The organism is Pseudomonas sp. LBUM1649 (genome assembly GCF_059716155.1).
This window is the reverse complement of sequence record NZ_CP166807.1, coordinates 5,371,946-5,398,406: the sequence shown is the minus strand read 5'-3', so window position 1 is coordinate 5,398,406 and position 26,461 is coordinate 5,371,946. Positions and strand designations below refer to the sequence as shown.

25 protein-coding genes and 1 pseudogene are annotated in these 26,461 nt (G+C 59.2%); 17 read left to right on the top strand and 9 right to left on the bottom strand.

Annotated features, from left to right (window positions below; translation table 11 throughout):
* Positions 1-93: 93 nt before the first annotated feature.
* Together ACA058_RS24970 and ACA058_RS24965 are read right to left on the bottom strand one after the other, a co-directional pair.
* Positions 94-858 (bottom strand): methyl-accepting chemotaxis protein, encoded by a 765-nt coding sequence (locus tag ACA058_RS24970; RefSeq protein WP_371106612.1) that lies wholly within the window; start codon positions 856-858, stop codon positions 94-96.
* A gap of 93 nt (positions 859-951) precedes the next feature.
* Positions 952-1,983, bottom strand: a pseudogene (locus tag ACA058_RS24965) (HAMP domain-containing protein); the annotation flags it as partial.
* 189 nt (positions 1,984-2,172) lie between these two features.
* Between ACA058_RS24965 and ACA058_RS24960 the strand changes: the two are divergent.
* Complete coding sequence (locus ACA058_RS24960; protein WP_497636339.1) at positions 2,173-3,660, top strand: helicase HerA-like domain-containing protein; 1,488 nt, start codon at positions 2,173-2,175, stop codon at positions 3,658-3,660.
* Between the two features lie 122 nt (positions 3,661-3,782).
* Here ACA058_RS24960 and ACA058_RS24955 read toward each other — a convergent pair whose 3' ends face one another.
* Positions 3,783-4,238 (bottom strand): DUF721 domain-containing protein, encoded by a 456-nt coding sequence (locus tag ACA058_RS24955; RefSeq protein ID WP_497636338.1) that lies wholly within the window; start codon positions 4,236-4,238, stop codon positions 3,783-3,785.
* Positions 4,239-4,545: 307 nt separating this feature from the next.
* Here ACA058_RS24955 and secA point away from each other — a divergent pair, with 307 nt between their 5' ends.
* The 4 genes from secA to ACA058_RS24935 all read left to right on the top strand — a co-directional run bounded on the left by secA (position 4,546) and on the right by ACA058_RS24935 (position 10,341).
* The gene (gene secA, locus ACA058_RS24950) at positions 4,546-7,281 is read left to right on the top strand and encodes a preprotein translocase subunit SecA (protein WP_497636337.1); all 2,736 of its coding nucleotides are present in this window, start codon (positions 4,546-4,548) and stop codon (positions 7,279-7,281) included.
* Between the two features lie 121 nt (positions 7,282-7,402).
* Complete coding sequence (gene argJ / locus ACA058_RS24945) at positions 7,403-8,620, top strand: bifunctional glutamate N-acetyltransferase/amino-acid acetyltransferase ArgJ (RefSeq protein ID WP_497636336.1); 1,218 nt, start codon at positions 7,403-7,405, stop codon at positions 8,618-8,620.
* Between the two features lie 147 nt (positions 8,621-8,767).
* The gene (locus ACA058_RS24940) at positions 8,768-9,400 is read left to right on the top strand and encodes a glutathione S-transferase family protein (RefSeq protein WP_497636335.1); all 633 of its coding nucleotides are present in this window, start codon (positions 8,768-8,770) and stop codon (positions 9,398-9,400) included.
* Positions 9,397-10,341, top strand: coding sequence for a Nudix family hydrolase (locus tag ACA058_RS24935; protein WP_497636334.1), 945 nt, complete (start codon positions 9,397-9,399; stop codon positions 10,339-10,341). Before ACA058_RS24940 ends, ACA058_RS24935 begins: the two co-directional genes overlap by 4 nt.
* Positions 10,342-10,477: 136 nt before the next feature.
* Here ACA058_RS24935 and ACA058_RS24930 read toward each other — a convergent pair whose 3' ends face one another.
* The 3 genes from ACA058_RS24930 to ACA058_RS24920 are packed head-to-tail and all read right to left on the bottom strand — an operon-like array spanning position 10,478 to position 14,061.
* Positions 10,478-11,059 carry a cob(I)yrinic acid a,c-diamide adenosyltransferase gene (locus tag ACA058_RS24930; RefSeq protein ID WP_497636333.1) on the bottom strand — a complete coding sequence of 194 codons (582 nt, stop codon included), beginning with the start codon at positions 11,057-11,059 and terminating at the stop codon, positions 10,478-10,480.
* Between the two features lie 2 nt (positions 11,060-11,061).
* Positions 11,062-13,098: a sensor histidine kinase gene (locus tag ACA058_RS24925; protein ID WP_497636332.1), complete on the bottom strand. Its 2,037-nt coding sequence runs from the start codon at positions 13,096-13,098 to the stop codon at positions 11,062-11,064.
* Positions 13,099-13,143: 45 nt separating this feature from the next.
* On the bottom strand, positions 13,144-14,061 hold the full coding sequence (locus ACA058_RS24920) for a putative 2-dehydropantoate 2-reductase (protein WP_497636331.1): 918 nt from the start codon (positions 14,059-14,061) through the stop codon (positions 13,144-13,146).
* Positions 14,062-14,203: 142 nt separating this feature from the next.
* Here ACA058_RS24920 and ACA058_RS24915 point away from each other — a divergent pair, with 142 nt between their 5' ends.
* Positions 14,204-14,689, top strand: coding sequence for a YajQ family cyclic di-GMP-binding protein (locus ACA058_RS24915; protein ID WP_060539637.1), 486 nt, complete (start codon positions 14,204-14,206; stop codon positions 14,687-14,689).
* A 141-nt stretch (positions 14,690-14,830) separates the two neighbouring features.
* The gene (locus tag ACA058_RS24910; protein WP_497636330.1) at positions 14,831-15,673 is read left to right on the top strand and encodes a mechanosensitive ion channel family protein; all 843 of its coding nucleotides are present in this window, start codon (positions 14,831-14,833) and stop codon (positions 15,671-15,673) included.
* Between the two features lie 211 nt (positions 15,674-15,884).
* On the opposite strand, the gene ACA058_RS24905 is transcribed toward ACA058_RS24910, so the two are convergent.
* Both ACA058_RS24905 and ACA058_RS24900 read right to left on the bottom strand, forming a co-directional pair.
* Positions 15,885-17,213 (bottom strand): OprD family porin, encoded by a 1,329-nt coding sequence (locus ACA058_RS24905; protein ID WP_497636329.1) that lies wholly within the window; start codon positions 17,211-17,213, stop codon positions 15,885-15,887.
* Between the two features lie 433 nt (positions 17,214-17,646).
* A complete protein-coding gene (locus ACA058_RS24900) occupies positions 17,647-17,982 on the bottom strand; it encodes a hypothetical protein (RefSeq protein ID WP_497636328.1) in 336 nt (111 codons plus the stop codon).
* 135 nt (positions 17,983-18,117) lie between these two features.
* On the opposite strand from ACA058_RS24900, the gene ACA058_RS24895 reads away from it, so the two are divergent.
* On the top strand, positions 18,118-18,543 hold the full coding sequence (locus ACA058_RS24895; RefSeq protein ID WP_497636327.1) for an HIT domain-containing protein: 426 nt from the start codon (positions 18,118-18,120) through the stop codon (positions 18,541-18,543).
* Between the two features lie 3 nt (positions 18,544-18,546).
* Positions 18,547-18,753, top strand: a complete 207-nt coding sequence (locus ACA058_RS24890; RefSeq protein ID WP_007977339.1) for a SlyX family protein — start codon at positions 18,547-18,549, stop codon at positions 18,751-18,753.
* Between the two features lie 75 nt (positions 18,754-18,828).
* Here the strand turns inward: ACA058_RS24890 and ACA058_RS24885 are convergent, their stop codons facing one another.
* The gene (locus ACA058_RS24885) at positions 18,829-19,431 is read right to left on the bottom strand and encodes a cold-shock protein (protein WP_020798465.1); all 603 of its coding nucleotides are present in this window, start codon (positions 19,429-19,431) and stop codon (positions 18,829-18,831) included.
* 307 nt (positions 19,432-19,738) lie between these two features.
* On the opposite strand from ACA058_RS24885, the gene ACA058_RS24880 reads away from it, so the two are divergent.
* The 8 genes from ACA058_RS24880 (at position 19,739) to ruvB (ending at position 26,389) form a co-directional block, all read left to right on the top strand.
* Positions 19,739-20,209 (top strand): Dps family protein, encoded by a 471-nt coding sequence (locus ACA058_RS24880; RefSeq protein WP_180205182.1) that lies wholly within the window; start codon positions 19,739-19,741, stop codon positions 20,207-20,209.
* A gap of 256 nt (positions 20,210-20,465) precedes the next feature.
* The gene (locus ACA058_RS24875; RefSeq protein WP_497636326.1) at positions 20,466-20,804 is read left to right on the top strand and encodes a ribbon-helix-helix domain-containing protein; all 339 of its coding nucleotides are present in this window, start codon (positions 20,466-20,468) and stop codon (positions 20,802-20,804) included.
* A 135-nt stretch (positions 20,805-20,939) separates the two neighbouring features.
* Positions 20,940-21,161, top strand: a complete 222-nt coding sequence (locus ACA058_RS24870) for an FmdB family zinc ribbon protein (protein ID WP_007977333.1) — start codon at positions 20,940-20,942, stop codon at positions 21,159-21,161.
* A gap of 109 nt (positions 21,162-21,270) precedes the next feature.
* Positions 21,271-23,046, top strand: a complete 1,776-nt coding sequence (gene aspS / locus ACA058_RS24865) for an aspartate--tRNA ligase (protein ID WP_497636325.1) — start codon at positions 21,271-21,273, stop codon at positions 23,044-23,046.
* A gap of 128 nt (positions 23,047-23,174) precedes the next feature.
* Entirely contained in the window at positions 23,175-23,921 is a 747-nt protein-coding gene (locus ACA058_RS24860; RefSeq protein WP_272603363.1) for a YebC/PmpR family DNA-binding transcriptional regulator, read from the top strand.
* A 158-nt stretch (positions 23,922-24,079) separates the two neighbouring features.
* Positions 24,080-24,604, top strand: a complete 525-nt coding sequence (gene ruvC / locus ACA058_RS24855) for a crossover junction endodeoxyribonuclease RuvC (RefSeq protein WP_020798460.1) — start codon at positions 24,080-24,082, stop codon at positions 24,602-24,604.
* Positions 24,605-24,718: 114 nt separating this feature from the next.
* Positions 24,719-25,327, top strand: coding sequence for a Holliday junction branch migration protein RuvA (gene ruvA / locus ACA058_RS24850; protein WP_497636324.1), 609 nt, complete (start codon positions 24,719-24,721; stop codon positions 25,325-25,327).
* The gene (gene ruvB, locus ACA058_RS24845; protein ID WP_497636323.1) at positions 25,328-26,389 is read left to right on the top strand and encodes a Holliday junction branch migration DNA helicase RuvB; all 1,062 of its coding nucleotides are present in this window, start codon (positions 25,328-25,330) and stop codon (positions 26,387-26,389) included. It abuts the gene before it with no gap.
* The last annotated feature ends 72 nt before the right edge of the window (positions 26,390-26,461 follow it).

Sequence of the window (26,461 nt, the reverse complement as noted above, 5' to 3'; positions counted from 1 at the left end):
TTTGGAGGGGGGGGGGGCGGGGGGGAATTGGTTTCTGGGAGAACTCTTCGCGGGCAAGGCGGATCGCCGCCCGCGAAGAGGACGGATCAAACGCTAGATGCGGAAGCTGCCCACCAACTGCTTCAACCGCGCCGCCTGTTGCTCAAGGTCCGTACACGCGCGCAACGTCGATTGCAGGTTTTCCACACCTTCCTGGTTCAGCGTGTTGATTTCGGTGATGTCCACGTTGATCGACTCGACCACCGCGGTCTGTTCCTCGGTGGCGGTTGCCACCGACTGGTTCATGCCATCGATTTCGCCGATGCGTTGCGTCACGCTGCTCAGGCGCTCGCCGGCCAGGTTGGCAATTTCCACGCTGTCCTGACTGTGGCGCTGGCTGTCGCTCATGGTACTGACCGACTCACGGGCGCCGACCTGCAGTTCTTCGATCATGGTCTGCACCTGCTGCGCCGATTCCTGGGTGCGATGCGCCAGGTTGCGCACTTCATCGGCTACCACGGCAAAGCCGCGCCCGGCTTCACCGGCCCGCGCCGCTTCGATGGCGGCGTTGAGCGCCAGCAGGTTGGTTTGCTGGGAAATGCTGGTGATCACTTCAAGAATCTGTCCGATGTTCACGGTTTTGCTGTTGAGCGATTCGATGTTGCTGCTGGAGGCGCTGAGCATGTTCGACAGTTGATTCATGGCGGCAATGCTGCGGTCCACCACTTGCTGGCCATCTTCGGCCAGGTTGCGGGCATCGCTGGCCTGGCTCGACGCTTGCGCGGCATTGCGGGCGATCTCCTGGGCGGCGGCACCGAGCTGGTTGATCGCCGCTGCCACACTGCTAGTGCGCGACGCTTGCTGGTCGGAGTTGTACATCGAGGAGTTCGAGGCGGCGACCACGCGCAACGCCACTTCGTTGACCTGGCCCGTGGCCGAGGACACTTCACGGATCGAACCGTGGATACGCTCCACGAAACGGTTGAACGCGGTGCCGAGGCTACCGAACTCGTCGTTGTTCTGGATCACCAGGCGCTTGGTCAGGTCGCCTTCACCGTCGGCGATGTCGGCCATGGCCCGGGTCATCACGTGCAGCGGCTGAATCAGCAGGCGGATCAACATGCCCAGCAAGGCGATGATAATGGCGACGGCAATCACCGTGGCAACCACCGCCGAGGCGCGGAACTCGCTGAGCATCGAGAAGGCTTTGTCTTTGTCCACCGACAGGCCGATGTACCAATTGACCGACGGCAGGCCTTTGATCGGGGTAAAGGTGACGATGCGGGTCTTGCCGTCGACCACGATCTCGCTGAAGTCGTGGCTGATGCGCGGGGTATTTTGCGGGTACGCCTCGCCCAGGGACTTCATGACCAGGGTTTTGTCCGGGTGGACCAGGATTTTGCCATCGGCACTGACCAGGAAGGCGTAGCCCATGCCGTCGAAATCCCGGGCACTGAGGGTATCGATCAAGGTTTGCAGGCTAAGGTCGCCGCCCACCACGCCAACGCCTTGCCCGGCTTTCGTCGAGGCAATGGCCATGGAAATGATCGTTTGCCCAGTCGCCGCATCGATATAGGGTTCGGTCAGGGTCGGCGTGTTGCTGTTTTGCGCACCCTTGTACCAAGGGCGAACCCGTGGGTCGAAACCGTCCGGCATCTTCGCATCCGGACGAATGGTGAAGTGCCCGGTAGCGTCACCCAGGTACGACGCCATGAACGTCGACATCAGTGCTTTCTGTTCCAGCAGGGCGGCGACGTTGGCTTGTTCCGGGTTGATGGCAATGTTTTGCGAGAGGTTCTCGATCAGCAGGATGCGGCCGGTCAACCAGGTCTGGATGTTGTTGGCGGTGACATCGCCCATCTCGTTGAGATAGTTGTCCAGGTTTTCGCGGATGGCATTGCGCTGTAAATAGTCGTTATACAGGGTGAATGAGGCGAAAGTGGCAATGACAATGAGGGCGGCGGCAAGCAGGATTTTATGGCTGAAGCGTAGATTTTTATTCATGGCTTGGGGTTCCGCTAAGGTCTTAATGTCCAGCGCGTGCTTTTATAAAGGGACGCACGATGGGCAATGTTGAAAGCAAGAGATATTTCCGACGCTCCTTAAGGGAAATGTCCGACAAATTTGTGTCTGTCTGCTTTGTCGTTATTTCTATCGGCCGTGTAGGACCAAAGATTAACCATGGGTGACCAAATGCCTGATTCATTGCAACTTGTTATCGGCGCCGATCTCGCGGGGCAGCCGATCGCCCAGGCCATGCGCCTGGCGAACCGCCACGGTTTGATCGCGGGCGCTACCGGGACCGGCAAGACCGTCACGTTGCAACGTATGGCCGAAGCCTTCAGCGATGCCGGCGTGGCGGTGTTTGCCGCCGACATCAAGGGTGACCTGTGCGGCCTGGGCGCTGCCGGCAACCCCCAGGGCAAGGTCGCCGAGCGGATTGCCGGCATGCCGTGGCTAAACCACAAGCCTGCGGCGTATCCGGTGACCTTGTGGGACATTCACGGTCAGTCCGGTCATCCGTTACGCACGACATTGAGCGAAATGGGGCCGTTACTCCTGGGCAGCCTGCTGGAATTGACCGACAGCCAGCAGTCGGCGCTGTATGCCGCGTTCAAGGTTGCCGACCGCGAAGGCCTGTTGCTGCTGGATCTGAAAGACCTCAAAGCGTTGCTCAATCATCTCAAGGACAACCCCGAACTGCTGGGTGATGACGCGGCGTTGATGACCACCGGCTCCAGCCAGGCCCTGCTGCGGCGCCTGGCAACCCTGGAACAGCAGGGCGCTGAAGCGCTGTTCGGTGAACCGGCGCTGCAACTGGAGGACATTCTGCAACCGACCGCCGATGGCCGCGGACGCATTCACCTGCTCGATGCCAGTCGTCTGGTGCATGAAGCGCCGAAGGTCTACGCGACCTTCCTGTTGTGGCTGCTGGCCGAACTGTTCGAGCAACTGCCCGAACGCGGCGATGCGGACAAACCGCTGCTGGCGCTGTTTTTCGACGAGGCGCATTTGTTGTTCGCCGGCACGCCCAAGGCGCTGCAGGATCGTCTGGAGCAAGTGGTGCGGCTGATTCGTTCCAAGGGCGTGGGGGTGTATTTCGTCACCCAGTCACCGGGCGACTTGCCGGACGACGTGCTGGCACAGTTGGGCCTGCGCGTGCAGCACGGCTTGCGCGCGTTCACCGCCAAGGAGCAGAAATCCCTGCGGGCGGTGGCCGACGGCTTCCGCCCGAACCCGGCGTTCGACGCCTTGTCGGTGCTGACCGAGCTGGGCATCGGCGAGGCACTGGTGGGTACCTTGCAGGATAAGGGGACACCGGAAATGGTCCAGCGCGTGCTGGTCGCCCCACCGCAATCACGCATCGGGCCGCTGAGCGAAACGGAGCGCACGCTGCTGATAGCCGGTTCGCCGTGCAAGGGGCGGTATGACAAACCGATCGATCGCGAATCGGCTTATGAAGTGCTGATGGGGCGCAAGGGGCTGGCACCCGAACCTGAGGCGGCGCCGGCAAAACCGGCGGCGCAAGAGCCGAGCTTCACCGAGCAGGCCGGAGAGTTTCTCGGCACGGCGGCGGGGCAGGCACTGAAATCGGCGATGCGACAGGCGGCCAATCAATTAGGGCGGCAATTGGTGCGCGGGTTGATGGGTTCATTATTAGGTGGCAACAAACGCCGCTAACCCCTTGTAGGAGCGAGCGGGCGGCGATCCGACTTGCCCGCGATGAACGATAACGCGGCGCATCTGTTGCACCGCGGCGTCCCCATCGCGAGCAAGCTTTGCTCCTACAGGACTTGGTTATGTCATGCTTTGGGTCTGGCGTGCGCCGCCAGACGCTCCAGCGCCGCCCGCAGATTCGGATCACTGATGCCATCAGCCGTAGCCTGGATGGTCGCGGCCGCGTCAAAGGATAAGTCCATGGTATGCCCGGCCGCACCTTGCAGAACGGTAGGCGGCTGGACCTTGAACAGGATTCGCGTGAGGTTGGCGAACTCGTCGAACATCTGCAATTGCCGCAGCAGACGCTTTTGCTGGTAGCGCAGGCGAGTGGCCCAATGACCGTCGGTGACAATCAACAGCAAGTTGCCTTCGCGCCAGGACGCCACGTGGCAATGCGCGCGTGCGGCAGGCTGCAGCTGGCTTTCGAGCAGGCGTTGCAAATGACCCAGGCGTTGAGCGTGGCCGAGAATGGCCTTGAGCGGCTTGGCTTCGCGAAGCAGAACGGCGGGTGCTCTGGCCGTAAGAGGGCGAAATGCCATGATCAGACACCTGAAGTAACAGAGCCGCCATGGTAGCAGAAAGCACCGGATGCGCCCGACCCATTGCTTCGCGCGCGCTTTACCCATCAAATCAACAAGTAACTTCTGCCGTAAATGGCTTGAAGTTGAGCCATTTGCCCTTATTTTAAGTGAGCCCCGTCACAGCGCTGTGCCAGCATCGTGGAATAACGCCACTTTCCTCACCATCGTTTCCGGGTAGAATGCTCGTTCGCATGCGGCCATGAGGGCTGCACGGGCGACTCACGGGGCCGCCCTCCATCCCTTTAGTGTGGAAGATCCTGCCGATATGTTTGCGCCTTTGTTAAAGAAACTTTTTGGAAGCAAGAACGAGCGTGAAGTCAAACGCATGCTCAAGACGGTGCAATTCGTCAATGCCTTCGAAGAGCGAATGGTGGCCCTTTCGGACGATCAATTGCGTGCCAAGACAGATGAGTTCAAGGCCCGCATCGCCAAAGGGGAAACCCTCGACCAGCTGCTGCCGGAAGCCTTCGCGGTCGCCCGTGAAGCCGGTAAGCGCGTCATGGGCATGCGCCACTTCGATGTCCAGCTGATCGGCGGCATGACCTTGCATGAAGGCAAGATCGCCGAGATGCGTACCGGTGAAGGCAAGACCCTGGTGGCAACGCTGGGCGTTTACCTCAACGCATTGTCCGGCAAGGGCGTGCACGTTGTGACGGTGAACGACTACCTGGCCCGTCGTGACGCCAACTGGATGCGTCCGCTCTACGAATTCCTCGGCCTGACGGTCGGCGTGGTCACGCCATTCCAGCCGCCGGAAGAGAAGCGTTTGGCCTATGCCGCCGACATTACCTACGGCACCAACAACGAATTCGGTTTCGACTACCTGCGCGACAACATGGCGTTCAGCATGGAAGAAAAATTCCAGCGCGAACTCAATTTTGCCGTGATCGACGAAGTCGACTCCATCCTCATCGACGAAGCCCGTACGCCGCTGATCATTTCCGGTCAGGCCGAGGACAGCTCCAAGCTGTACATCGAGATCAACAAACTGATCCCGCAGCTGGAATTGCACATCGAAGAAGTCGAAGGCGAAGTCACCAAGGCCGGCCATTACACCGTTGACGAGAAGACCCGTCAGGTCGAACTCAACGAAGCCGGTCACCAGTTCGTCGAAGACACGCTGACCCGTCTCGGCCTGCTGGCGGAAGGCGAGAGCCTGTACTCGTCGCATAACCTGAGCCTGCTGACTCACGTTTATGCCGGTCTGCGCGCGCACAAGCTGTTCCATCGCAACGTTGAATACATCGTGCAGGACGGTCAGGTCGTACTGGTCGACGAACACACTGGTCGTACCATGCCGGGCCGTCGTTTGTCCGAAGGCCTGCACCAGGCCATCGAAGCCAAGGAAAACCTGAACATCCAGGCCGAAAGCCAGACCCTGGCATCGACCACATTCCAGAACTACTTCCGTCTGTACAACAAACTGTCCGGCATGACCGGTACGGCCGACACCGAAGCGTTCGAGTTCCATCAGATCTATGGCCTGCAGGTCATCGTCATTCCGACGAACAAGCCGTTGGCCCGTAAAGACTACAACGACCTGGTGTTCCTGACCGCCGACGAGAAATATGCGGCAATCGTCACTGACATCAAGGAAAGCATGGCTGCGGGCCGTCCGGTGCTGGTGGGTACTGCGACCATCGAAACCTCCGAGCGCATGTCCGACCTGCTCAACAAGGAAGGCATCGAGCACAAGGTCCTGAACGCCAAGTTCCACGAAAAAGAAGCCGAGATTATCGCCCAGGCCGGTCGCCCGGGTGCACTGACCATCGCCACCAACATGGCCGGTCGCGGTACCGACATCCTGTTGGGCGGCAACTGGGAAGTCGAAGTTGCTTCCCTGGAAAACCCGACCCCTGAGCAGATTGCCCAGATCAAGGCCGACTGGCAGAAACGTCACCAGCAAGTGCTCGAGTCGGGCGGTTTGCAGGTGATCGCGTCCGAGCGTCACGAATCGCGCCGTATCGACAACCAGTTGCGTGGTCGTGCCGGTCGCCAGGGTGACGCCGGTTCCAGCCGTTTCTACCTGTCGCTGGAAGACAGCCTGATGCGCATCTTCGCTTCTGACCGGGTGAAGAACTTCATGAAGGCCCTGGGCATGCAGCCTGGCGAAGCGATCGAGCACCGCATGGTGACCAACGCCATCGAAAAGGCCCAGCGCAAGGTTGAAGGCCGCAACTTCGATATTCGCAAGCAACTGCTCGAGTTCGACGACGTCAACAACGAACAGCGTAAAGTGATCTATCACATGCGTAACACGTTGCTGGCCGCTGACAACATCGGTGAAACAATTGCCGACTTCCGTCAGGACGTACTCAACGCTACCGTCAGCGCGCACATTCCACCGCAATCGCTGCCAGAGCAGTGGGACGTGGCAGGCCTGGAAGCAGCCCTGGAAAGCGATTTCGGCGTGAAGCTGCCGATCCAGCAGTGGCTCGACGAAGACGATCACCTGTACGAGGAAACCCTGCGCGAGAAACTGATGCAGGAGCTGATCGCCGCGTACAACGAGAAAGAAGACCAGGCGGGCGCCGAAGCGCTGCGCACCTTCGAGAAACAAATCGTCCTGCGCGTGCTGGATGACCTGTGGAAAGACCACCTGTCGACCATGGACCACCTGCGTCACGGCATCCACTTGCGTGGTTATGCGCAGAAGAACCCGAAGCAAGAGTACAAGCGCGAGTCGTTCACGCTGTTCTCCGAGCTGCTGGATTCGATCAAGCGCGACTCGATCCGTGTGTTGTCGCACGTTCAGGTGCGTCGCGAAGATCCGGCCGAGGAAGAGGCGCGCCTGCGCCAGGAAGCCGAGGCACTGGCGGCGCGCATGCAGTTCCTGCATGAAGAGGCCCCAGGCCTGGAGCAGCCTGAGCAGTTGGGTGAAGAGGTCGATGTGGCCCTCGCCACCGCCCCGGTTCGCAACGAGCAGAAGCTGGGCCGTAACGAGCTGTGCTACTGCGGTTCGGGCAAGAAGTTCAAGCATTGCCACGGGCAGATCCAGTAACCCCCGTTTCATACGCTGAAATACCCGCGCCGCGACCGGCTCATGCCGTCGCGGCGTTTTGCCAATTTGACCACCGCTTTTGCTGAAGCGGTGCAGACATCATCTATAAAGGAGCGCATTCATGGCTGTTGGTCTTGGTCCTTTGCCAACGTTGCACCCGGTTGCCGGTTTTGAACTCGGTATCGCCTCGGCCGGTATCAAGCGCCCGGGGCGCAAGGATGTTGTGGTCATGCGTTGTGCCGAAGGCTCAACGGTGGCGGGCGTGTTCACCTTGAACGCCTTTTGCGCAGCCCCGGTGATCCTGGCCAAGCAGCGCGTGCAGGGTCCGGTGCGTTACCTGCTGACCAATACCGGCAATGCCAACGCCGGTACCGGTGAACCGGGCCTGGCCGCGGCCGAGCGCACTTGCGCCAAACTGGCAGAGTTGACCGGTGTCGATGCAAGCCTGGTGCTGCCGTATTCCACCGGCGTGATCGGCGAGCCACTGCCGGTCGAGAAAATCGAAGGCGCACTGCAAGCCGCCCTCGACGATCTGTCGGTGAACAACTGGGAAGCTGCCGCCACCGGCATCATGACCACCGATACCCTGCCAAAGGGTGCCAGCCGCCAGTTCCAGCACGACGGCGTGACCATCACCGTCACCGGTATCAGCAAAGGCGCGGGCATGATTCGTCCTAACATGGCGACCATGCTCGGCTACATCGCCACCGACGCCAAGGTCGCCCGCGATGTGCTGCAAAACCTGATGCTGGACGGTGCCAACAAGTCGTTCAACCGCATCACCATCGACGGCGACACCTCGACCAACGACTGCTGCATGCTGATTGCCACCGGTCAGGCGGCGCTACCGGAAATCACCCGTGCCGAGGGCGAGTTGTTCGCCAAGCTCAAGCAAGCGGTGTTCGAGGTGTGCATGGAGGTGGCCCAGGCGATTGTTCGCGACGGTGAAGGCGCGACCAAATTCGTTACCGTTGAAGTCAACGGCGGCGGCACTCACCAGGAGTGCCTGGACGTCGGCTATACCGTGGCCCACTCGCCATTGATCAAGACCGCACTGTTCGCTTCCGACCCGAACTGGGGTCGCATCCTCGCGGCTGTCGGTCGTGCCGGTGTACCGAACCTGGACGTGAGCAAGATCGATGTGTTCCTCGGTGAAGTGTGTATTGCCAGCCGTGGCGCCCGCGCTGCGACCTACACTGAAGCCCAGGGTGCGGCGGTGATGCAGCAGGAAGAAATCACTATCCGTATCGAACTGGGTCGCGGCGATTGCAGCGAAACCATCTGGACCACCGACCTGTCCCACGAGTACGTGAAGATCAACGCCGAGTACCGTACTTAAGACCGAGTCGCCCCTATCGCTAGCAGGCTGGCTCCCACATTGGATTTGTGTACACCTCGAACCAGTGTGGGAGCGAGCCTGCTCGCGATGGCAGTCTGTCAGTCGCTGGCTAGACTGGCCTGTCTCCCTCATCCAAAGGTCCCGAACATGAGCCTGCACCTGATCATCGGCGACAAATTGCTTTCCTCCTGGTCCTTGCGCGGTGCCCTGGCCCTCGATCTGACCGGCGCTTCCTACACCGAAGAACTGATCAAGTTGAACCAGCCAGACACCCGCGAGCGCCTGCTCAAGCATTCGCCGACCGGCAAAGTCCCGCTGTTGAAGACCGAACACGGCACCATCGCCGACTCCCTGGCGATTGCCGAGTACCTGGCGGAACAGTTCCCCGAAGCGGGCCTGTGGCCGAAAGATATCGCCGCCCGTGCCCAGGCGCGTTCGGCGTGCGCGCAAATGCACAGTGGATTCTTCGCCATGCGCGGCAACATGCCATTCGACCTGAGCCATGACGCGCCACTGTCGCCGCTCCCGGCGGATGTGCAGGCGGACATCGAGCGCATGTCGGCATTGTGGGCTGAATGCCGCGCCGCGGCGACCGAAAGTGGCCCGTACCTGTTTGGCCGTATAACCCTGGCCGATGCGTTCTTCGCCCCGATTGCCGTGCGCCTGCGCACCTATCAGGTAAAGCTGCCCGAGGCTGACGAAGCCTATGTTCAAACCCTCTACCAATGGCCTGCTTTCAAGGCCTGGCAAAAGGCTGGCCTGGAGGAAATCGAACGGTGAAACGAGTACATGTAGCGGCCGCCGTTATCCGTGATGGCAGCGGCAAGATCCTCATCGCCCGCCGTACCGACACTCAGCACCAGGGCGGCCTGTGGGAGTTTCCCGGTGGCAAGGTCGAGGCCGCCGAGTCGGTCGAAAGCGCCTTGGCCCGTGAGCTGCAGGAAGAGCTGGGTATCGTGGTCGGCGCGGCGCGCCCGTTGATCAAGGTCCGCCATGATTACCCGGACAAACAGGTGTTGCTGGATGTCTGGGAGGTCTCGGCGTTCACCGGCGAACCTCACGGCGCTGAAGGTCAGCCATTGGCCTGGGTGACGGCGCGTGAACTGTCGGGTTACGAGTTCCCTGAGGCCAACCGGCCAATCGTGGCGGCCGCGCGCTTGCCCGAGCAATACCTGATCACGCCTGAAGACCTGGAAACCCCGGCCCTGTTGCGAGGGATCCAGAAAGCCATCGCGGGCGGCATCAAGCTGATCCAGTTGCGCGCGCCAAACGGTTACGACCCCAAGTACCGCGATCTTGCAGTGGATGCAGTGGGTCTGTGTGCCGGCAAGGCGCAGTTGATGATCAAGGGGCCTTTCGAGTGGCTGGGGGATTTCCCCTCCGCCGGCTGGCACATCACGTCGGCACAGTTGCGCAAGTACGCGGCTGCCGGTCGGCCGTTGCCGGCATCGCGCTGGTTGGCGGCGTCTTGCCATAATGCTGAAGAGCTGGCGCTGGCTGAAGAGATGGGTGTCGACTTCGTAACCTTGTCACCGGTGCAGCCGACCTTGACTCATCCGGGGGCTCTGCCGCTGGGTTGGGAACAGGCTTCGAGCTTGATCGAGGGCTTCAGCAGGCCGGTGTTTTTGCTCGGTGGTGTTGGCCCTGCGGAAGTTCAGAAGGCTTGGGCGGCAGGTGCCCAGGGTGTGGCGGGGATTCGGGCGTTCTGGCCTGAGATCTGATTTTGCGGTGAAGCTGCCGGCCTCTTCGCGAGCAGGCTCGCTCCCACAATGGATTTCTGTGAACACAATATTTGTGAGCACTAAAAATCAACTGTGGGAGCGAGCCTGCTCGCGAAGAGGCCAGTGATTGCGCTGACTATGCCCCAGGTTTCACCGCCGGCTGCCAAAGAATCTCCGCAACCCCCTGGCGTCTTGCAATCAACCTTGCCACCACAAACAACAAATCCGACAGCCGATTGATATACGCCAAACCCACCCCGGCCAACGGCTCAACAGCATTCAAATGCTGACACCGGCGCTCCGCACTACGGGCCAGGCTACGGCAGACATGGGCCTGGGCAATCAACGCCGAACCACCCGGCAGAATGAAATTCTCCAGCGGCCCCAGCTCTTCATTCCACACATCGATCGCCGCTTCCAGGCGTTCAATTTCCGCCGCATTCAACGCCTGATACTCCGGCATCGCCAGTTCACCGCCCAGGTCGAACAACCGATGCTGGCAGGGCGCCAATACCTCGATCACTTCCTTCAGCCCCGGATGCTCGACACTTTCCGCAGCTAGCCCGGCCAGCAAAACGCCCACCTGACTGTTCAGCGTATCGACCTCGCCAATGGCCTCGATCCGTGGGTGGTCCTTGGGCACACGGCGACCGTCGCCCAGACCGGTTTCGCCTTTGTCGCCGGTGCGGGTGTAAATCTTCGACAAGCGAAAGCCCATGGTTACCTCGTTAGCTGGTTGAATTCTTGAGAGACGAGCGGAGTGCTCGCCAATGGCAGGCGCAGGGTAAAGCAGGTGCCTTGACCCAGGGTCGATTGCACTTCCATCTGGCCCTTGTGGTTGTTGGTAATGATGAAGTACGAGACCGACAGGCCAAGGCCAGTACCCTGACCGATTTCCTTGGTGGTGAAAAACGGTTCGAAGGTGCGCTTGCGCACACTTTCGCTCATGCCGATGCCGTTGTCTTCGACCTGGATCTCCGCCCACGGCGGATTCAGCTTGGTGCGCAGAATTATCCGACCTGGTTCGCTGTCGTCTAAACGCTGGTGAATGGCTTGCGCGGCGTTTTTCAGCAGGTTGAGCAGTACCTGTTCCAGCTCGTTGGCGGTGCCGGGTACCGGCCCCAGCGCCGGGTCGAACTGGCGAATGATCGCCTGGCCCTTGAAGTCGAAACCGATCGCCAGGTCGAAGTCGTTTCCGGCGATTTCCACTGCTTGATCGATCAGGGCGGGCAGATCGCACGGGGCCATTTGTCGGGTGCTGCGGCGACTGAAACTGAGCATGTGCGTGACAATCTTTGCCGCCCGGGCGCCGGCCTGCTGGATGCCGTCGAGCAGCTGCGGCACTTCGCGCGCTTGCAGGTATTGGTTGACGGTCGACAGCTCGATGCCGACCTGCTCGGCCTGTTCAAGGTTCTTGGGCAGTTCGGGGGACAGCCGACGGCGGATATTCTGCACGTTGTGAAGGATCGCACCGAGCGGGTTGTTGATTTCGTGGGCCATACCGGCGGCGAGGCCACCGACGGAAAGCATTTTCTCTGACTGCACCATCATTTCTTCAAGGGACAGGCGCTGGGTGATGTCGTCGATGCGGATCACCACGCCACGCCCGGCGCCGCCCATCAGCGGATAAAAGGTCAGGGCGTAGTGGCGGGGCTCATCGTCCTTGACCCAGGTCACGCGCTCGATCTTGGCCACCGTGTGCTGCTCGACGGTTTGCTTGAGCTGCGGCAGAAAGGGCTTGAGCGGTTCGAAGGCGAGGAAGATCGGCTGGTTCAAGGCTTCGTCCAGGCGCGTACCGGAAAGGGCGCTGGCTTCCTGGTTCCACTGCGTCACGTAAAGCTGTTCGTCGAGGGCGATCAGCGCCGATGGCATGGAGTCGATGATGCTGTTGAGGTAATTTTGAAAACCCGTGAGTTTTTTCTCGATCTTGCTCCGTACCTGGACTTCGAGTTCCAGCTTGCGATTGGTGTGGCGGGTTTCTTCGGCCAGGCCCTGGGCCTGGTCATACGCGGCCTGGGAGTCATCACGGGCGCGCTTGAGTTGCTGCTCCCGTGCCTCGATCCGCGAGAGCATAGTGTTGAACGCTTCGGCCAGGCTGCCGATTTCATCGTGGTTGCCCCGGGAGGCACGCAGGGCGTAGTTCTCTTCCCGGGTCACCTGCCGGGACAGTTCCTCCAGCTGATGAATCGGCCGGGTAATCAGGCGTTTGATCTGCCGCGCGATGACCAGCCACAGCAGCACACTGAAAATCAGGATCCCCAGGCTGGCGGTCAGGGTCCCGGTGTAGAACGCCATGGGCAGCTCACTGCTGGCCACCAGCAGCAGGTGGCCGGGTGCGGTGCCGGGGCGGGGCAGGGTGATGACCTGGTTGCTGCGAAACTCGGTGACTTGCCAGGATTCGATGTGCCGGTAACGCTTGGGCAGGCTCAGGTGATCGCCATGTTGCAACTGCGCCAGGCGCTCGCCCTTGCCGTCATACAGGGCCGCAGCGCGTAGCGGTGAATAGCTGTCGAGCTCATCGAGCAGGCGTTGGGCGCTTTGCGGCGACTGCAGTGCCTCAGACACCAGGCTCGGGTTGGAGACCAGCCGGCCGATGGTCTGCAGGGCCTGGGGCGCCATGCTTTCCTGGGAGATATAGTACGCGGCGCTGATAAAGGTCAGGTTGGCAACCAGCAGTACAGTGGTCAACAGCACCAACAGGGCGGCCAGCAGTTTCTGGCCGACAGGGAGGTTTTCAAGACGCTGGCGCAATGGCATCAGGTTTATCACTGCAAAGGAACAAGTGGCCAGCGTAGCCGCTGCTCAGTCGCTGGGCAATCCAAGGCTTTGCAGGCGCGCGATCAACCTCGACTCAAGCTGATTGAGGTGCGGCAGGTTCAGTTGATGCCGTGCGGCGACTTTACAGGCATGACCCAGCAGGTAACTGATTTCGGTGCGGCGCCGGTTGCTGACGTCCTGGTACATCGAGGAGTAGTTGGCAGCGGTCGCGTGGATCACCCGTTCAACCTCCTGTTGCAGGTTTTCGGCAGCAGCCGGCTGGCCGCAACGCTCAAGCAGCTCGATCAGTTCACCGCACAGGGTGGCGACCTCACAGTGGTGCTCCTGCAACCCGCCATTGCGGCAATCGTGCAGCACCGTCAACGGATTGATCGCGCAGTTGAGTGCCAGTTTGCGCCACAACCGGGTGAGGATTTCGGTGCTCCACTCATGGGGAATACCCGCGGCGTCGAGGTCATCCAGCCAGATCGGTGCGACAGGGTGGCCAGCATCCCCCAGCCAGGTAAACCCGTGCCCGGCAAAGACTACTCGCCAGTCACCCTCGCGAAAGGCGCCTTCAGTGCTTGACGCATAAATGCAGCGCGCCTGTGGTACTTGCGCCGCCACGGCGTCCTGGCTACCCAGGCCGTTCTGCAGCAGGATCAGTTCGGCGCCGGGCACCAGGCGCGGTGCCAGCTGTGCCACGGCCTGTTCCGCGTCGTAGGCCTTGCAGGCGACCAGCAGGCGATTGATAGGGGCGTGGCTGTCGGCCGTTTCGGCGCTCACCGGATAGCGCTGTGCCTGGCCATGTTCGACCAGGGTCAAACCGCCTGCCGCCTCGTACGCCTGCAACCGGGCCGCATCACGCAGTATCAGCCGCACCGGCACTCCAGCCCGCGCCAGGCGGGTGGCCCACAATGTGCCGAGGCTGCCGGCGCCTAGAACATGCCAGGTCGTGGACATCAGCTTTTTGCTCTGTTTAAGGCGCGCATGGGAGGCTCGCAGTGAATGATCGGAAAGACCCGTTATAATCAGCGCGGATTTTAACCGCAAGCCAGGCGTGCTCCATCTTGATTGAGCGCGCCCTATTTATTGGAGAGATTACATGCCGTCGTTCGACGTGGTATCCGAACTGGACAAACACGAAGTCACCAACGCGGTCGAGAACGCCGTCAAGGAGCTCGATCGTCGTTATGACCTGAAGGGCAAAGGCAGCTTCGAGTTCAAGGAAAAGGACCTGACCGTCAATCTGACCGCTGAAGCGGATTTCCAGCTCGAAGCGATGATTGAGATCCTCAAGCTAGCCCTGGTCAAGCGCAAGATCGATGTGCAGTGCCTTGAGGTCAAGGACGCTTTTGCATCGGGCAAGTTGATGAAGCAGGAAGCTGTCCTCAAGGAAGGCATCGACAAAGAGATGGCGAAGAAAATCGTTGCTCACGTCAAGGACGCCAAGTTGAAGGTGCAGGCGGCCATTCAGGGTGAGCAAGTGCGCATCACCGGCAAGAAACGCGACGACCTGCAGGAAGCCATCGCTGCGTTGCGGGCCAAGGAATTCGGCATGCCGCTGCAGTTCAACAACTTCCGCGACTGACGTGCGAGGCGGGAACCTCTTGGCGTTTTCGGCGTCCGAGGCCCAAGCAACGGCAGGAACGATCGATCCGGATAGGGTTCGGTCTTTCTGCCGCTTTATTTTACGCGTGCCGGGTAGCCGGAAAAGTGCAGGAGAAAGCAGATGGATTTAAATGCTGAAGTAGACAACCTGGTCAGGGTGTCCCAGTCCTGGATCCCGATGATTATGGAATACGGCAGCCGTGTGCTGTTGGCGGTGATCACCCTCGCTGTCGGCTGGTGGTTGATCAACAAGGTCACGCAAAAGCTCGGTGGCTTGATAGCCCTGCGTAACGCTGACCTTGCGCTGCAAGGCTTTATCAGCAGCCTGGCGAACATCATTCTCAAGATCCTGCTGGTCGTCAGCGTGGCGTCGATGATTGGTGTGGAAACCACTTCGTTCGTGGCAGCGATCGGTGCCGCAGGTCTGGCCATCGGCCTGGCCTTGCAGGGCAGCCTGGCGAACTTCGCCGGCGGCGTGCTGATTCTGCTGTTCCGTCCGTTCCGTATCGGTGACTGGATTGAAGCCCAAGGCGTAGCGGGTACCGTCGACAGCATCCAGATCTTCCACACTGTGCTGCGCACCGGCGATAACAAAACCATCATCGTGCCAAACGGCAACCTGTCGAACGGCATCATCACCAACACCAACCGTCAGCCGACCCGTAAGGTGGTGTTCGATGTGGGTGTCGATTACGAAGCGGACTTGCAAAAAGCCCGTGAAGTCTTGCTGGAGCTGGCCAAGGATCCGCGCGTGTTGGTCGACCCGGCGCCGCAGGCAGTCATTTCGACCTTGGGTGACAGTTCGATCACCGTTTCCCTGCGAGTCTGGGTGAAAACAGAGGATTACTGGGACGTGATGTTCATGTTTAACGAACAGTCCCGTGATCGATTGAAAACGGCGGGTATTGACATTCCATTTCCTCAGCGTGTAATTCGCGTGGTTCAGGAAGCGGCAGTACAGTAACCTTGTTTTGTTAGTTGAAACACAAACCCAAGAGGTTAATAGCCTCTTGGGTTTTTTTGTGACTAATGATCAGTTCATTGAAAAAAAATATTAACGTTATGCGCGCAAGTTGCTTGCTAACAGTGTTTGGCGTGTGGCAGGCATAAAAAAACCGCCCACCTGAAGAGGTGGGCGGTTTCTTGATCTACAGAGTTCCGGTTTTACACCCTGATTACAGGATGCTCAGTGGGTACTCGATGATCAGGCGGGTGTCGTAGACGTCAGACGAGTAGCCGCTGTACGCGCCGTTCGAGCGGTAGTTGGCGAAACGTGCACGGAAAGACAGGTCTTTCGCAGGACCTTCCTGTACTACGTACTTGGACTCCAGGTTCCACTCGTTTTCCTTGCCTTCACCCAAACCGTTGGTTTTGATGTTGTCACCCATTACGTAACGGGTCATGAAGCTCAGGCCAGGTACGCCGTAGGTCGCCATGTTCAGGTCGTAGCGAGCTTGGTAGGATTTCTCCTCGCGGCCCACGAAGTCGGAGATCTGAATGGAGTTGGATACGAAGATGGTGCTGTTGCCGTCAACGCCGTAGTAGTAAGCGTTGTCGCCGCTCGACTGCTGGTAAGCCAGGGTGAACTTGTGAGCGCCCAGGCTATAGGCAGCTGCCAGGGACCACAGGTTGTTGTCCACACCCAGGGTGCCGTCGCCGATGGCGTCAACCAGGTCACCACGTTTGTCGCCCTTGGTTTTGTAACCGTTGAGGTCGAAGTTCAGCGACTGTTCGTCGTTGATTGGCACGGTGAGGTTCAGGTTGACGTAGTACTTCTTGAAGTATTCTTCAGCATCCGATGCAGCGATGGCGCCGGTGAAGTTGTCGGTGAAGGCGTAGCTGGCACCGAAGATGTTGATGCCGTCGCTCAGGCCTTTGGAGTGAAAGCCATCTTCATCTGGCAGGCCGCCGATGCTGTCACGGGCCATACCGGTTTGTTTGCTCAGTGCGGTGAAGCGACCAGCGCTTACTTCCAGGCCTTTGATTTCCTTGGAGGTCAGCAGGGTGCCGGTAGCGACTTCTGGCAGCAGACGGCTGTCGTCGGTGGCGAATACAGGGCTGGCAACGAATTGCTGGCCGTATTTCAGGACGGTGTCGGACAGACGCAGTTTCACTGCACCGCCAACCTTGCCCTGGGATTTTTCCGGGTTGCCGTCGCTGTCGTTGGCGAACAGGCCGTTGCCGCGCTTGCCCGAGCCGCCGTCCAGTTTGACCGAACCCATGGCCATGGCGTCAAGGCCGAAACCAACAGTACCTTGAGTGAAGCCCGACTCGTAAGAGAGCAACTGGCTCAGACCGGAGTCCTGGCGATAGCCGGCGGTGCCGCTGGATGGGTTGCTTGCACCGTTTTTGTAGTCGCGGTTCATATACTCAAAACGGGTTTTGAGTTTCAGGCTCGAATCGTCGATGAAACCCTTGGATTCGTCCTGGGAGGACGCCATTGCGAACTGCGAGGTGCCTGCTGCAACAGCCAGTGCGATCATGCTCCACTTCATCACGCGCATCGTGATTTGCTCCTTTGGTTTTTAGAAGAGTACTGCCGTCCCACCTGTTTTATTATCTGGGCGGCTCTTTCTTTTTGTGTCGGCGCAAACTTATATCACGCCGACAATGTTGGCGATACTTGCGCATCTAACCTTTCAGCTTCTTTACGACCCTGTCGTAAACGGCTAGCTAGATGTCGCAAATTTACAGCCCCGATGCAACCGGACTGACAACTTTAGTGCTGTTTTTCTGGACTGGCGCATCGATAAAAAGAGTCCCTGGTGAAACGTTTGAATCTCCATCGGGCTACCCTGCCACTGTTTTCTTGGTCTTAAGGCCGCCCGCTTCCAGCGGTTGCCTTATAGACGATGTGGGTATCAATGCAACAAGCGTGCACAAATCAGAAATCCATCGATTTTTTTTTCTGTCTGGCTGCCTGATGCGGTAAAAACCTCATAAAGCCGGGGGGGCATGCTTCTTTACTTCGGGCTTGACGCCGAGGTCGGCATCGTGTTTCAGCCTTCTGTCTGCTCGCGTGACAAGCAAAAGCGTTACCGGTTCACCCCTCCAGTGAGTAAAAGGCGGATATGCGAAGCACTCAGCGTAGACGTACTGTGCGGTTTTGGTGCAAAAAATTTCAATGACTGTGCTGAATTCAAACAGTCGGGCGTTTACGTAGTGTGAACAGGCCGTGGTTTTCTGGTCATTTCGGCGTTTTTTAAAGCGTGCTGGTTCTGTAATGGTGCGTTTTCGCAGAAAATGTCTCATCTCGGGGCGGACTTGAGCCATTTGTTGAACCTCGAGCGGCATAGGCAGTGGTTCGTCGTGAAGCCGGCAGGGTATGCTGCCGTCCAGTGGCCTGGCGCGCGATCTCTCTGGAGGGGCGCTAAGCTGACAAATGATGACCTGGCGGGAGTATGCGCAGTGTTCGATTTAGATCCACGACTTCAACAAGACACACTACCGATCGGCGATTTCCCGCTTTGTCGGTTGCTGTTGTCCAATGATTCGAACTACCCCTGGTTCATCCTCGTGCCACGCAGGGACGATATCAGCGAGATATTTCAGTTAAGCGTCGCCGATCAGCTGCAGCTGTGGCAGGAAACAACCTCGTTGTCAGAGTTGCTCAAGGATTCGTTCGATGCCGACAAGCTGAACGTCGCTGCCCTGGGCAACGTGGTCAGTCAGTTGCACATGCATGTGATCGTGCGCAAGCGTGACGACGCGGCCTGGCCGGCACCGATCTGGGGCAAGCATCCGGCCAGGCCCTACAGTGCAGAGCAGGTCGCGGCGATTCGCGAACGGCTGCGCCTGGTGTTGACCGATGATTTTACGTTTGTGGAGGGTTGAGTCATGAGCCTCGAAGAGCGCGTAACCGACCTTGAAAGCCGACTGGCGTTTCAAGATGACACCATCCAGGCGTTGAATGATGTCCTGGTGGCGCAGCAGCGGGTGGTCGAGCGCCTGCAGCTGCAAATGGCCGCGCTGCTCAAGCGGCAAGAGGAAATGGTCGGCCAGTTCGAGTCTTTCGAAGAAGAAGCGCCGCCACCGCACTACTAGCCGCCACCGCACTACTAATAGAAGCGCAGGCAATAAAAAACCGCGAACATGTTCGCGGTTTTTTATTGCCTTTGATCAGCGTCGCGGCAGGGCGGCGATGACGTCTTCGGCTTGCAGGCCTTTGTCACGATTCATGACGGAGAACTCGACGCGCTGGCCTTCGACCAGAACGCGATGGCCTTCACCGCGAATGGCCCGGAAGTGCACGAAAATATCGTCGCCGGAGTCGCGGGAAATAAAGCCGAAGCCTTTGGAGGTGTTGAACCACTTAACGGTCCCGGTATCGCGGTTGCTCATGTCATAGCTAGGCGAAGCGGCGGCCGGTGACGATTTGTAGAAGCTGATGGCCAGGTGCAGGGCAACAGCGATCAGGGCTGCAACCAGGCTGAACAGCACGGCAGGCTGGCCGGCAATGACCGAAATCTCCGCGATCAGCGTCAGGGTTTGCAGGACGACAGCCAGAACCAGCAGGGCGCTGACCAGGTTCTGCAGTTGATGGCGCGGGCCTTTGTTCCAGTAAGGGATAACCGGGGCAAGCGTCAGGTTGAGCAGGCCAAAAAAGGCCAGGTACAGTGCCTCGGGTTGTTGCAGGTAAGGCAGGGCTTCGGATCGCAGGCTAGGGAAGAAGGACAGCAGCAAGGCCGCTGCGCCTATCAGCAGGTGGACGATTTTCAACATTTTGATTAACTCACGTTAAGACAGCTCACAAGGAAGAGCTGATGGCGCACGGTTCGCTTCGGAATAAATAAGAGGCGTTGGACACGTACCCGGTATCAGCCTATGCGCCGCGCCCGAAAAAATAGGCACTGACGACACGCTGCCTATTTAACAGCAAAGCTGCAGCCTACTCAAATCAAGGAGTCGAGCGGTGTATCGGAGGGCCTTGCCGCCGCCCGGCGGGGCATCCGGGCTGCGGTCTGGCGACAGGCTTGCTAGAGTGGTCCTGCACCTGTTGGATGAACTTCATCACCTTTAGGGGAAAAACATGGCAATCGATATCGGTATCAGTGAAGAGGACCGCAAGTCCATCGTCGACGGACTTTCGCGCCTGCTGTCGGACACCTATGTGCTTTACCTGAAAACCCATAACTTCCATTGGAATGTCACCGGCCCGATGTTCCGCACCCTGCATTTGATGTTCGAGGAGCAATATAACGAGCTGGCTTTGGCGGTCGATTCGATTGCCGAGCGAATTCGCGCGCTCGGATTCCCGGCGCCGGGCGCCTATTCTGTTTATGCGCGCCTGTCGTCCATCAAGGAGGAAGAAGGTGTACCGGCTGCCGAAGACATGATCAGGCAACTGGTGGCGGGACAGGAGGCTGTTACGCGCACCGCCCGCGGGATTTTCCCGTTGCTCGATAAAGTCAGCGACGAACCTACGGCTGACCTGCTGACCCAGCGCATGCAGGTCCACGAAAAAACGGCGTGGATGCTCCGCGCACTGCTGGATCAATGAGATGCCGGCGCGTGGATGGCACTGTTGTTCGCGCGCTCCTTTCCTTCGGATGGGCGGCCTGTTGCTTGAGCGAATCTTCGCTTGTTGCTGTGGGAAAAGTGCCGGACTAGGACGCTCTCCCTGATCTGCCTTCCGTTGTTGGCTTATCCTACGCGGATGGTCATAAAGTCATCTGGCTATAACTTTGCCCTGGCGTTTTTATAAGCATTCAAATTGCTTTTATAGAAACCGCAAATGGCAAAGGAGTGTCAGCGATATGGAATATGAAGGCGGGAGAGATGAGGGGCGGCGTGGGCTGGCCAGGGATATAAGGATCGATCCATTTGTCAGTGAGTTCGATATGGGGCTGGCCCAGCCGTTATCCCGATCGGTGCGATTGAATGGCTTTGCCACCTGTTTGCGGCTTGAGCAGGTGTATTGGGATATTTTGGCCGACATGGCCAGGATCAATAGCTGTTCGGTCAGCGCGTTGCTGTCCCATGTTGATCGCCAAGTGCATTTGCGTCATGGCGGGGTGAGAAATTTCAGTGGGCTGGTGCGAGTGGTCTGTGTTGTCCACAGCCTCAAGGAAGGAAGTTGCCCGGTCATGGCTTGAACCTGATGATCAAAGGGCAGCGTGTCGATCTGTGCAGTCTTACGGCTGCACAGGCTGCATTTAATGGATATAATCCCGCTCTTTGCCGCAAAACCCAGCGTGCGCGGTAGCAATCTGATCGCCGAGACAACCCCCATGCCGATGTACGATTACCAATGTGCTTCCTGTGGTCATCAGTTGGAAGCCATTCAAAAGATCAGCGATGCACCGTTGGTCGACTGCCCTGCGTGCCAGGCGCCAGAGCTTAAGAAGATGCTGTCCATGCCAGGCTTCCGCCTCAGCGGCACGGGCTGGTACGAGACCGATTTCAAGACCGGTTCCAAGAAGAACCTGGCCGGCGGCGACAAAGCTGACTAGGGTTCAGGACCTGAGTTGAACCACACGCGCGAGCTCTTGCGTCATCCGTCTGCGGATCGACGCAAGGTCTCCAACCGAATGTCGAATTACGAGAAGTGAAACCACTACCATGATGCGCAGCCATTATTGCGGCCAACTGAACGAAAGCCTGGAAGGCCAGGAAATTACCCTTTGCGGATGGGTCCACCGTCGTCGTGACCACGGTGGGGTGATTTTCCTCGATATCCGTGATCGTGACGGTCTGGCCCAGGTGGTGTTCGATCCGGACCGCGCTGAATCCTTCGCCGCTGCCGATCGTGTGCGCAGCGAGTACGTCGTGAAGATCACCGGCAAGGTTCGCCTGCGTCCGGCCGGTGCCACCAACGCCAACATGGCGTCGGGCATGATCGAAGTCCTGGGCTATGAGCTGGAAGTGCTGAACGAGTCGGAAACCCCACCGTTCCCGCTGAACGAGTTCTCCGACGTCGGCGAAGAGACCCGCCTGCGCTATCGCTTCCTGGACCTGCGTCGTCCGGAAATGGCCGAGAAGCTGCGTTTGCGTTCGCGCATGACCACCAGCATCCGTCGCTTCCTGGACGAGAACGGCTTCCTCGACGTCGAAACGCCGATCCTGACTCGCGCCACCCCTGAGGGCGCGCGTGATTACCTGGTGCCAAGCCGTACCCACGCCGGTTCGTTCTTCGCCCTGCCGCAATCGCCGCAGCTGTTCAAGCAATTGCTGATGGTGGCTGGCTTCGACCGCTACTACCAGATCGCCAAGTGCTTCCGCGACGAAGACCTGCGCGCCGACCGTCAGCCGGAATTCACCCAGATCGACATCGAGACCAGCTTCCTCGATGAAAAAGACATCATGGGCCTGACCGAAGAAATGATCCGCAACCTGTTCAAGGAAGTGCTGGGTCTGGAATTCGGCGAGTTCCCGCACATGACTTTCGAAGAGGCCATGCGCCGTTACGGTTCCGACAAACCAGACCTGCGTAACCCGCTGGAACTGGTGGACGTTGCCGACCAGCTCAAGGAAGTCGATTTCAAGGTGTTCAGCGGCCCGGCCAACGACCCTAAATGCCGCATTGCCGCTCTGCGTGTTCCAGGCGGGGCAAGCATGCCGCGCAAGCAGATCGACGATTACACCAAGTTTGTTGGTATCTACGGTGCCAAGGGCCTGGCGTACATCAAGGTCAACGAGCGCGCCAAAGGCGTAGAAGGCCTGCAGTCGCCAATCGTGAAAAACATTCCTGAAGCCAACCTCAACGTGATCCTCGATCGCGTCGGCGCGGTCGATGGCGATATCGTGTTCTTCGGTGCCGATAAAGCCAAGATCGTCAGCGAAGCCCTGGGCGCGCTGCGGATCAAGCTCGGCCACGACTTGGACCTGCTGACCTGCAAGTGGGCGCCGATGTGGGTCGTCGACTTCCCGATGTTCGAAGAGAACGACGACGGCAGCTTCACCGCGTTGCATCACCCCTTCACCGCGCCGAAGTGCACCCCGGCAGAACTGGAAGCCAACCCGGCTGGCGCTCTGTCCCGTGCCTACGACATGGTATTGAACGGTACCGAGCTGGGTGGCGGTTCGATCCGTATCCACCGCAAAGAAATGCAGCAGTCGGTGTTCCGTCTGCTGGGTATCAATGAAGCGGAACAGGAAGAGAAGTTCGGCTTCCTGCTCGACGCCCTGAAGTACGGCGCGCCGCCGCACGGTGGCCTGGCCTTCGGCCTGGACCGTCTGGTGATGTTGATGACCGGCGCCCAGTCGATCCGTGAAGTGATCGCCTTCCCGAAAACCCAGAGCGCGGCGGATGTCATGACTCAGGCGCCGGGTCAGGTCGATGCCAAGGCATTGCGCGAACTGCACATTCGTCTGCGCGAAACGCCCAAGGCTGAGTAAGGCTCACCTGCAGGGCGCATCTGCGGATGCGCCCTTTCTATATACATAGAGCACTTCAAGATTTTTGTTTGCCGGCCGGCGCAAAACAGCGCGGCGGGCAATGTTTCAAAGAGAATTCGGAGCGAGTTATGGCAGGTCATTCCAAGTGGGCGAACATCAAGCACCGCAAAGAACGTCAGGATGCCAAAAAGGGCAAGATTTTCACCAAGTGGATTCGTGAGCTGACCGTCGCGGCCCGTCAGGGTGGTGGCGATCCAGGCTCCAACCCGCGCCTGCGCCTGGCGCTGGACAAGGCCCTTGGTGCGAACATGAGCCGCGACATCATTGATCGCGCGGTTGCCCGTGGTGCCGGTGCTGCCGATACCGACGATATGGTCGAGCTGACCTACGAAGGGTACGGCCCGGGTGGCGTGGCGGTGATGGTCGAGTGCATGACCGACAATCGCAATCGCACCGCAGCCGCGGTTCGTCACGCGTTCAGCAAGTGCGGCGGTAACCTCGGCACCGACGGTTCGGTGGCGTACCTGTTCGAGCGCAAGGGACAAATTTCCTTCGCCCAGGGCGTTGACGAAGATGCGCTGATGGAAGCGGCCATGGAAGCCGATGCCGATGACGTGGTGACCAACGAAGACGGTTCCATCGATGTCTTCACCTCATTTGCCGGGTTCTATTCCGTGCGTAACGCGCTTGAAGCGGCCGGTTTCAAAGGTGATGACGCAGAAATCGTCATGCTGCCGACCACCAGTGCCGAACTGGACCTGGAAGGGGCGGAGAAAGTCCTCAAGCTGATCGACATGCTAGAAGACCTGGATGACGTGCAGAATGTCTACTCCAATGCCGATATTCCGGAGTCAGTGGCCGCACAGCTCGGTTAAGGGCGACGAGGATCCTTTGTGGGAGCGAGCCTGCTCGCGAATGCGGATTTTCAGGCAACATCGTTGCTGAATATGAAACCGCTTTCGCGAGCAGGCTCGCTCCCACATTTGTTATTCACTGTATTGAATATCGTGCTTTTACTGAATCCGCAGGCGTTATGACTTTAATTCTTGGTATCGACCCCGGTTCGCGTATTACCGGTTACGGCGTGGTACGCGATACCGGTCGGGGCTGTGAGTACGTGGCCTCCGGTTGCATCCGCACCGGTGCCGGTGAGCTGCATGAGCGCCTGCAGATTGTTTATCGCGGCGTGCGGGAAATCATTCAGACCTACGGTCCGGTGACCATGGGCATCGAAAAGGTGTTCATGGCGCGTAACGCCGATTCCGCCCTGAAGCTGGGGCAGGCCCGTGGCGCGGCCATCGTGGCCGGCGCGGAAGAAAACCTGGAAATCGCCGAATACACTGCAACCCAGGTCAAGCAGGCGGTGGTCGGCACCGGAGCGGCCAATAAAGAGCAGGTCCAGATGATGGTCATGCATATGTTGAAGCTGACCAGCAAACCGCAAATCGATGCCTCCGATGCCCTGGCCATCGCCATTTGCCATGCGCACACCCGTTCCAGCCTGTTGCCCCATGGCCTGGGGGCGGCACGCAGTCGTGGCGGGCGCCTGCGTCTCTGATAGCATCAGCAATCATTTTTCTGGAATGAGGGTCATGCGCCTGTGTTGTCGGCGCAAAACCCTTGTTCTCTCAGTCGCTGGCTCAGGGCTGGCCAACGCTCAAGGATCTGTAACGTGATTGGACGCTTGCGCGGCACACTGGCTGAGAAACAGCCACCGCACCTGATTCTGGATGTAAACGGCCTGGGGTATGAGCTTGAAGTGCCCATGACCACGCTTTATCGCCTGCCGTCGGTCGGTGAACCGCTGACGCTGCATACCCATTTGGTCGTACGCGAAGACGCGCAGTTACTCTATGGCTTCGTCGGCAAACGTGAGCGAGACTTTTTTCGCGAACTGATCCGTCTCAATGGTGTAGGGCCGAAACTGGCCCTGGCCTTGATGTCGAGCCTGGAAGTCGACGAGTTGGTACGTTGCGTGCAGTCCCAGGACACCTCGGCGCTGACCAAGGTGCCGGGCGTGGGCAAGAAAACCGCCGAGCGCCTGCTGGTGGAGCTCAAGGATCGCTTCAAGGCCTGGGAAACCGTACCGGCCATGTTTGCCCTGGTGCCCAACCAGCCGGATGCCCCTGCGCCGGTCAATACCGCCGAAAACGACGCGGTCAGCGCGCTGATCTCCCTGGGCTACAAGCCACAGGAAGCCAGCAAGGCGATTTCCGCAATCAAGGAGAAAGGCTTGAACAGCGAAGACCTGATTCGTCGTGCCCTGAAGGGAATGATCTAAGTGATTGAAGCTGATCGTCTGATCGCCGCCACGGGTGCCCCCCGTGATCGCGAGGAAGTCCAGGACCGGGCGATACGTCCAGTCAGTCTGGCCGAATACATTGGCCAACCGACCGTTCGCGAGCAAATGGAACTGTTCATCCAGGCTGCCCGCGGGCGTAAGGAGTCCCTGGATCACACATTGATCTTCGGCCCACCGGGTCTGGGCAAGACCACCCTGGCCAATATCATCGCCCAGGAAATGGGCGTGTCGATCAAGAGTACATCGGGGCCGGTCCTCGAGCGTCCGGGCGACCTGGCGGCGTTGCTGACCAACCTTGAGCCCCACGACGTGCTGTTCATCGATGAAATCCATCGCTTGTCGCCGATTGTCGAGGAAGTGCTGTATCCGGCCATGGAGGATTTCCAGCTCGACATCATGATCGGCGAAGGGCCGGCCGCGCGGTCGATCAAGCTTGATCTGCCGCCGTTCACCCTGGTCGGTGCGACCACGCGGGCGGGGATGCTGACCAACCCGTTGCGTGACCGCTTCGGGATCGTCCAGCGTCTGGAGTTCTACAACACTGCCGATCTTTCGACGATTGTCAGTCGTTCAGCGGGCATTCTTGGCTTGCCGCTGGACCCGGAAGGCGCCTTCGAAATCGCGCGCCGTGCCCGTGGCACGCCGCGGATCGCCAACCGCTTGCTGCGGCGAGTACGTGATTTCGCTGAAGTACGCGCCAAAGGCCACATCACCAAGCCGATTGCCGACCTGGCCCTTAACCTGCTGGATGTCGACGAGCGTGGCTTCGATCACCAGGATCGACGTCTGTTGCTGACCATGATCGAGAAGTTCGATGGCGGGCCGGTGGGGGTAGACAGCCTGGCGGCGGCCATCAGCGAAGAGCGTCACACCATTGAAGACGTGCTGGAGCCGTACCTGATCCAGCAGGGCTATATCATGCGCACGCCGCGTGGCCGGGTAGTGACACGGCATGCGTACCTGCACTTCGGCTTAAACATTCCGTCACGATTGGGCGAGATGCCCGTGGTAGACGAGTTCCTCGATGCCGTGGACGATTAATTAACTTTTGCGCGCTGAATTTTCCGCCATTGTGCTGTCCTAGGACGGTACTTTTGCGCGAAAGCCGCAGAA

Coding starts and splice junctions, on each gene's coding strand:
- aspS (WP_497636325.1), top strand. CDS start 21,271: ATGATGCGCAGCCATTATTGCGGCCAACTGAACGAAAGCCTGGAAGGC.
- ACA058_RS24890 (WP_007977339.1), top strand. CDS start 18,547: ATGAGCCTCGAAGAGCGCGTAACCGACCTTGAAAGCCGACTGGCGTTT.
- ACA058_RS24910 (WP_497636330.1), top strand. CDS start 14,831: ATGGATTTAAATGCTGAAGTAGACAACCTGGTCAGGGTGTCCCAGTCC.
- ACA058_RS24930 (WP_497636333.1), bottom strand. CDS start 11,059: ATGGGCTTTCGCTTGTCGAAGATTTACACCCGCACCGGCGACAAAGGC.
- secA (WP_497636337.1), top strand. CDS start 4,546: ATGTTTGCGCCTTTGTTAAAGAAACTTTTTGGAAGCAAGAACGAGCGT.
- ACA058_RS24875 (WP_497636326.1), top strand. CDS start 20,466: ATGGAATATGAAGGCGGGAGAGATGAGGGGCGGCGTGGGCTGGCCAGG.
- ruvC (WP_020798460.1), top strand. CDS start 24,080: ATGACTTTAATTCTTGGTATCGACCCCGGTTCGCGTATTACCGGTTAC.
- ACA058_RS24955 (WP_497636338.1), bottom strand. CDS start 4,238: ATGGCATTTCGCCCTCTTACGGCCAGAGCACCCGCCGTTCTGCTTCGC.
- ACA058_RS24960 (WP_497636339.1), top strand. CDS start 2,173: ATGCCTGATTCATTGCAACTTGTTATCGGCGCCGATCTCGCGGGGCAG.
- ACA058_RS24860 (WP_272603363.1), top strand. CDS start 23,175: ATGGCAGGTCATTCCAAGTGGGCGAACATCAAGCACCGCAAAGAACGT.
- ACA058_RS24925 (WP_497636332.1), bottom strand. CDS start 13,098: ATGCCATTGCGCCAGCGTCTTGAAAACCTCCCTGTCGGCCAGAAACTG.
- ACA058_RS24880 (WP_180205182.1), top strand. CDS start 19,739: ATGGCAATCGATATCGGTATCAGTGAAGAGGACCGCAAGTCCATCGTC.
- ACA058_RS24920 (WP_497636331.1), bottom strand. CDS start 14,061: ATGTCCACGACCTGGCATGTTCTAGGCGCCGGCAGCCTCGGCACATTG.
- ACA058_RS24940 (WP_497636335.1), top strand. CDS start 8,768: ATGAGCCTGCACCTGATCATCGGCGACAAATTGCTTTCCTCCTGGTCC.
- ACA058_RS24900 (WP_497636328.1), bottom strand. CDS start 17,982: ATGGCTCAAGTCCGCCCCGAGATGAGACATTTTCTGCGAAAACGCACC.
- ACA058_RS24915 (WP_060539637.1), top strand. CDS start 14,204: ATGCCGTCGTTCGACGTGGTATCCGAACTGGACAAACACGAAGTCACC.
- ACA058_RS24885 (WP_020798465.1), bottom strand. CDS start 19,431: ATGTTGAAAATCGTCCACCTGCTGATAGGCGCAGCGGCCTTGCTGCTG.
- argJ (WP_497636336.1), top strand. CDS start 7,403: ATGGCTGTTGGTCTTGGTCCTTTGCCAACGTTGCACCCGGTTGCCGGT.
- ACA058_RS24870 (WP_007977333.1), top strand. CDS start 20,940: ATGCCGATGTACGATTACCAATGTGCTTCCTGTGGTCATCAGTTGGAA.
- ACA058_RS24905 (WP_497636329.1), bottom strand. CDS start 17,213: ATGCGCGTGATGAAGTGGAGCATGATCGCACTGGCTGTTGCAGCAGGC.
- ACA058_RS24970 (WP_371106612.1), bottom strand. CDS start 858: ATGTACAACTCCGACCAGCAAGCGTCGCGCACTAGCAGTGTGGCAGCG.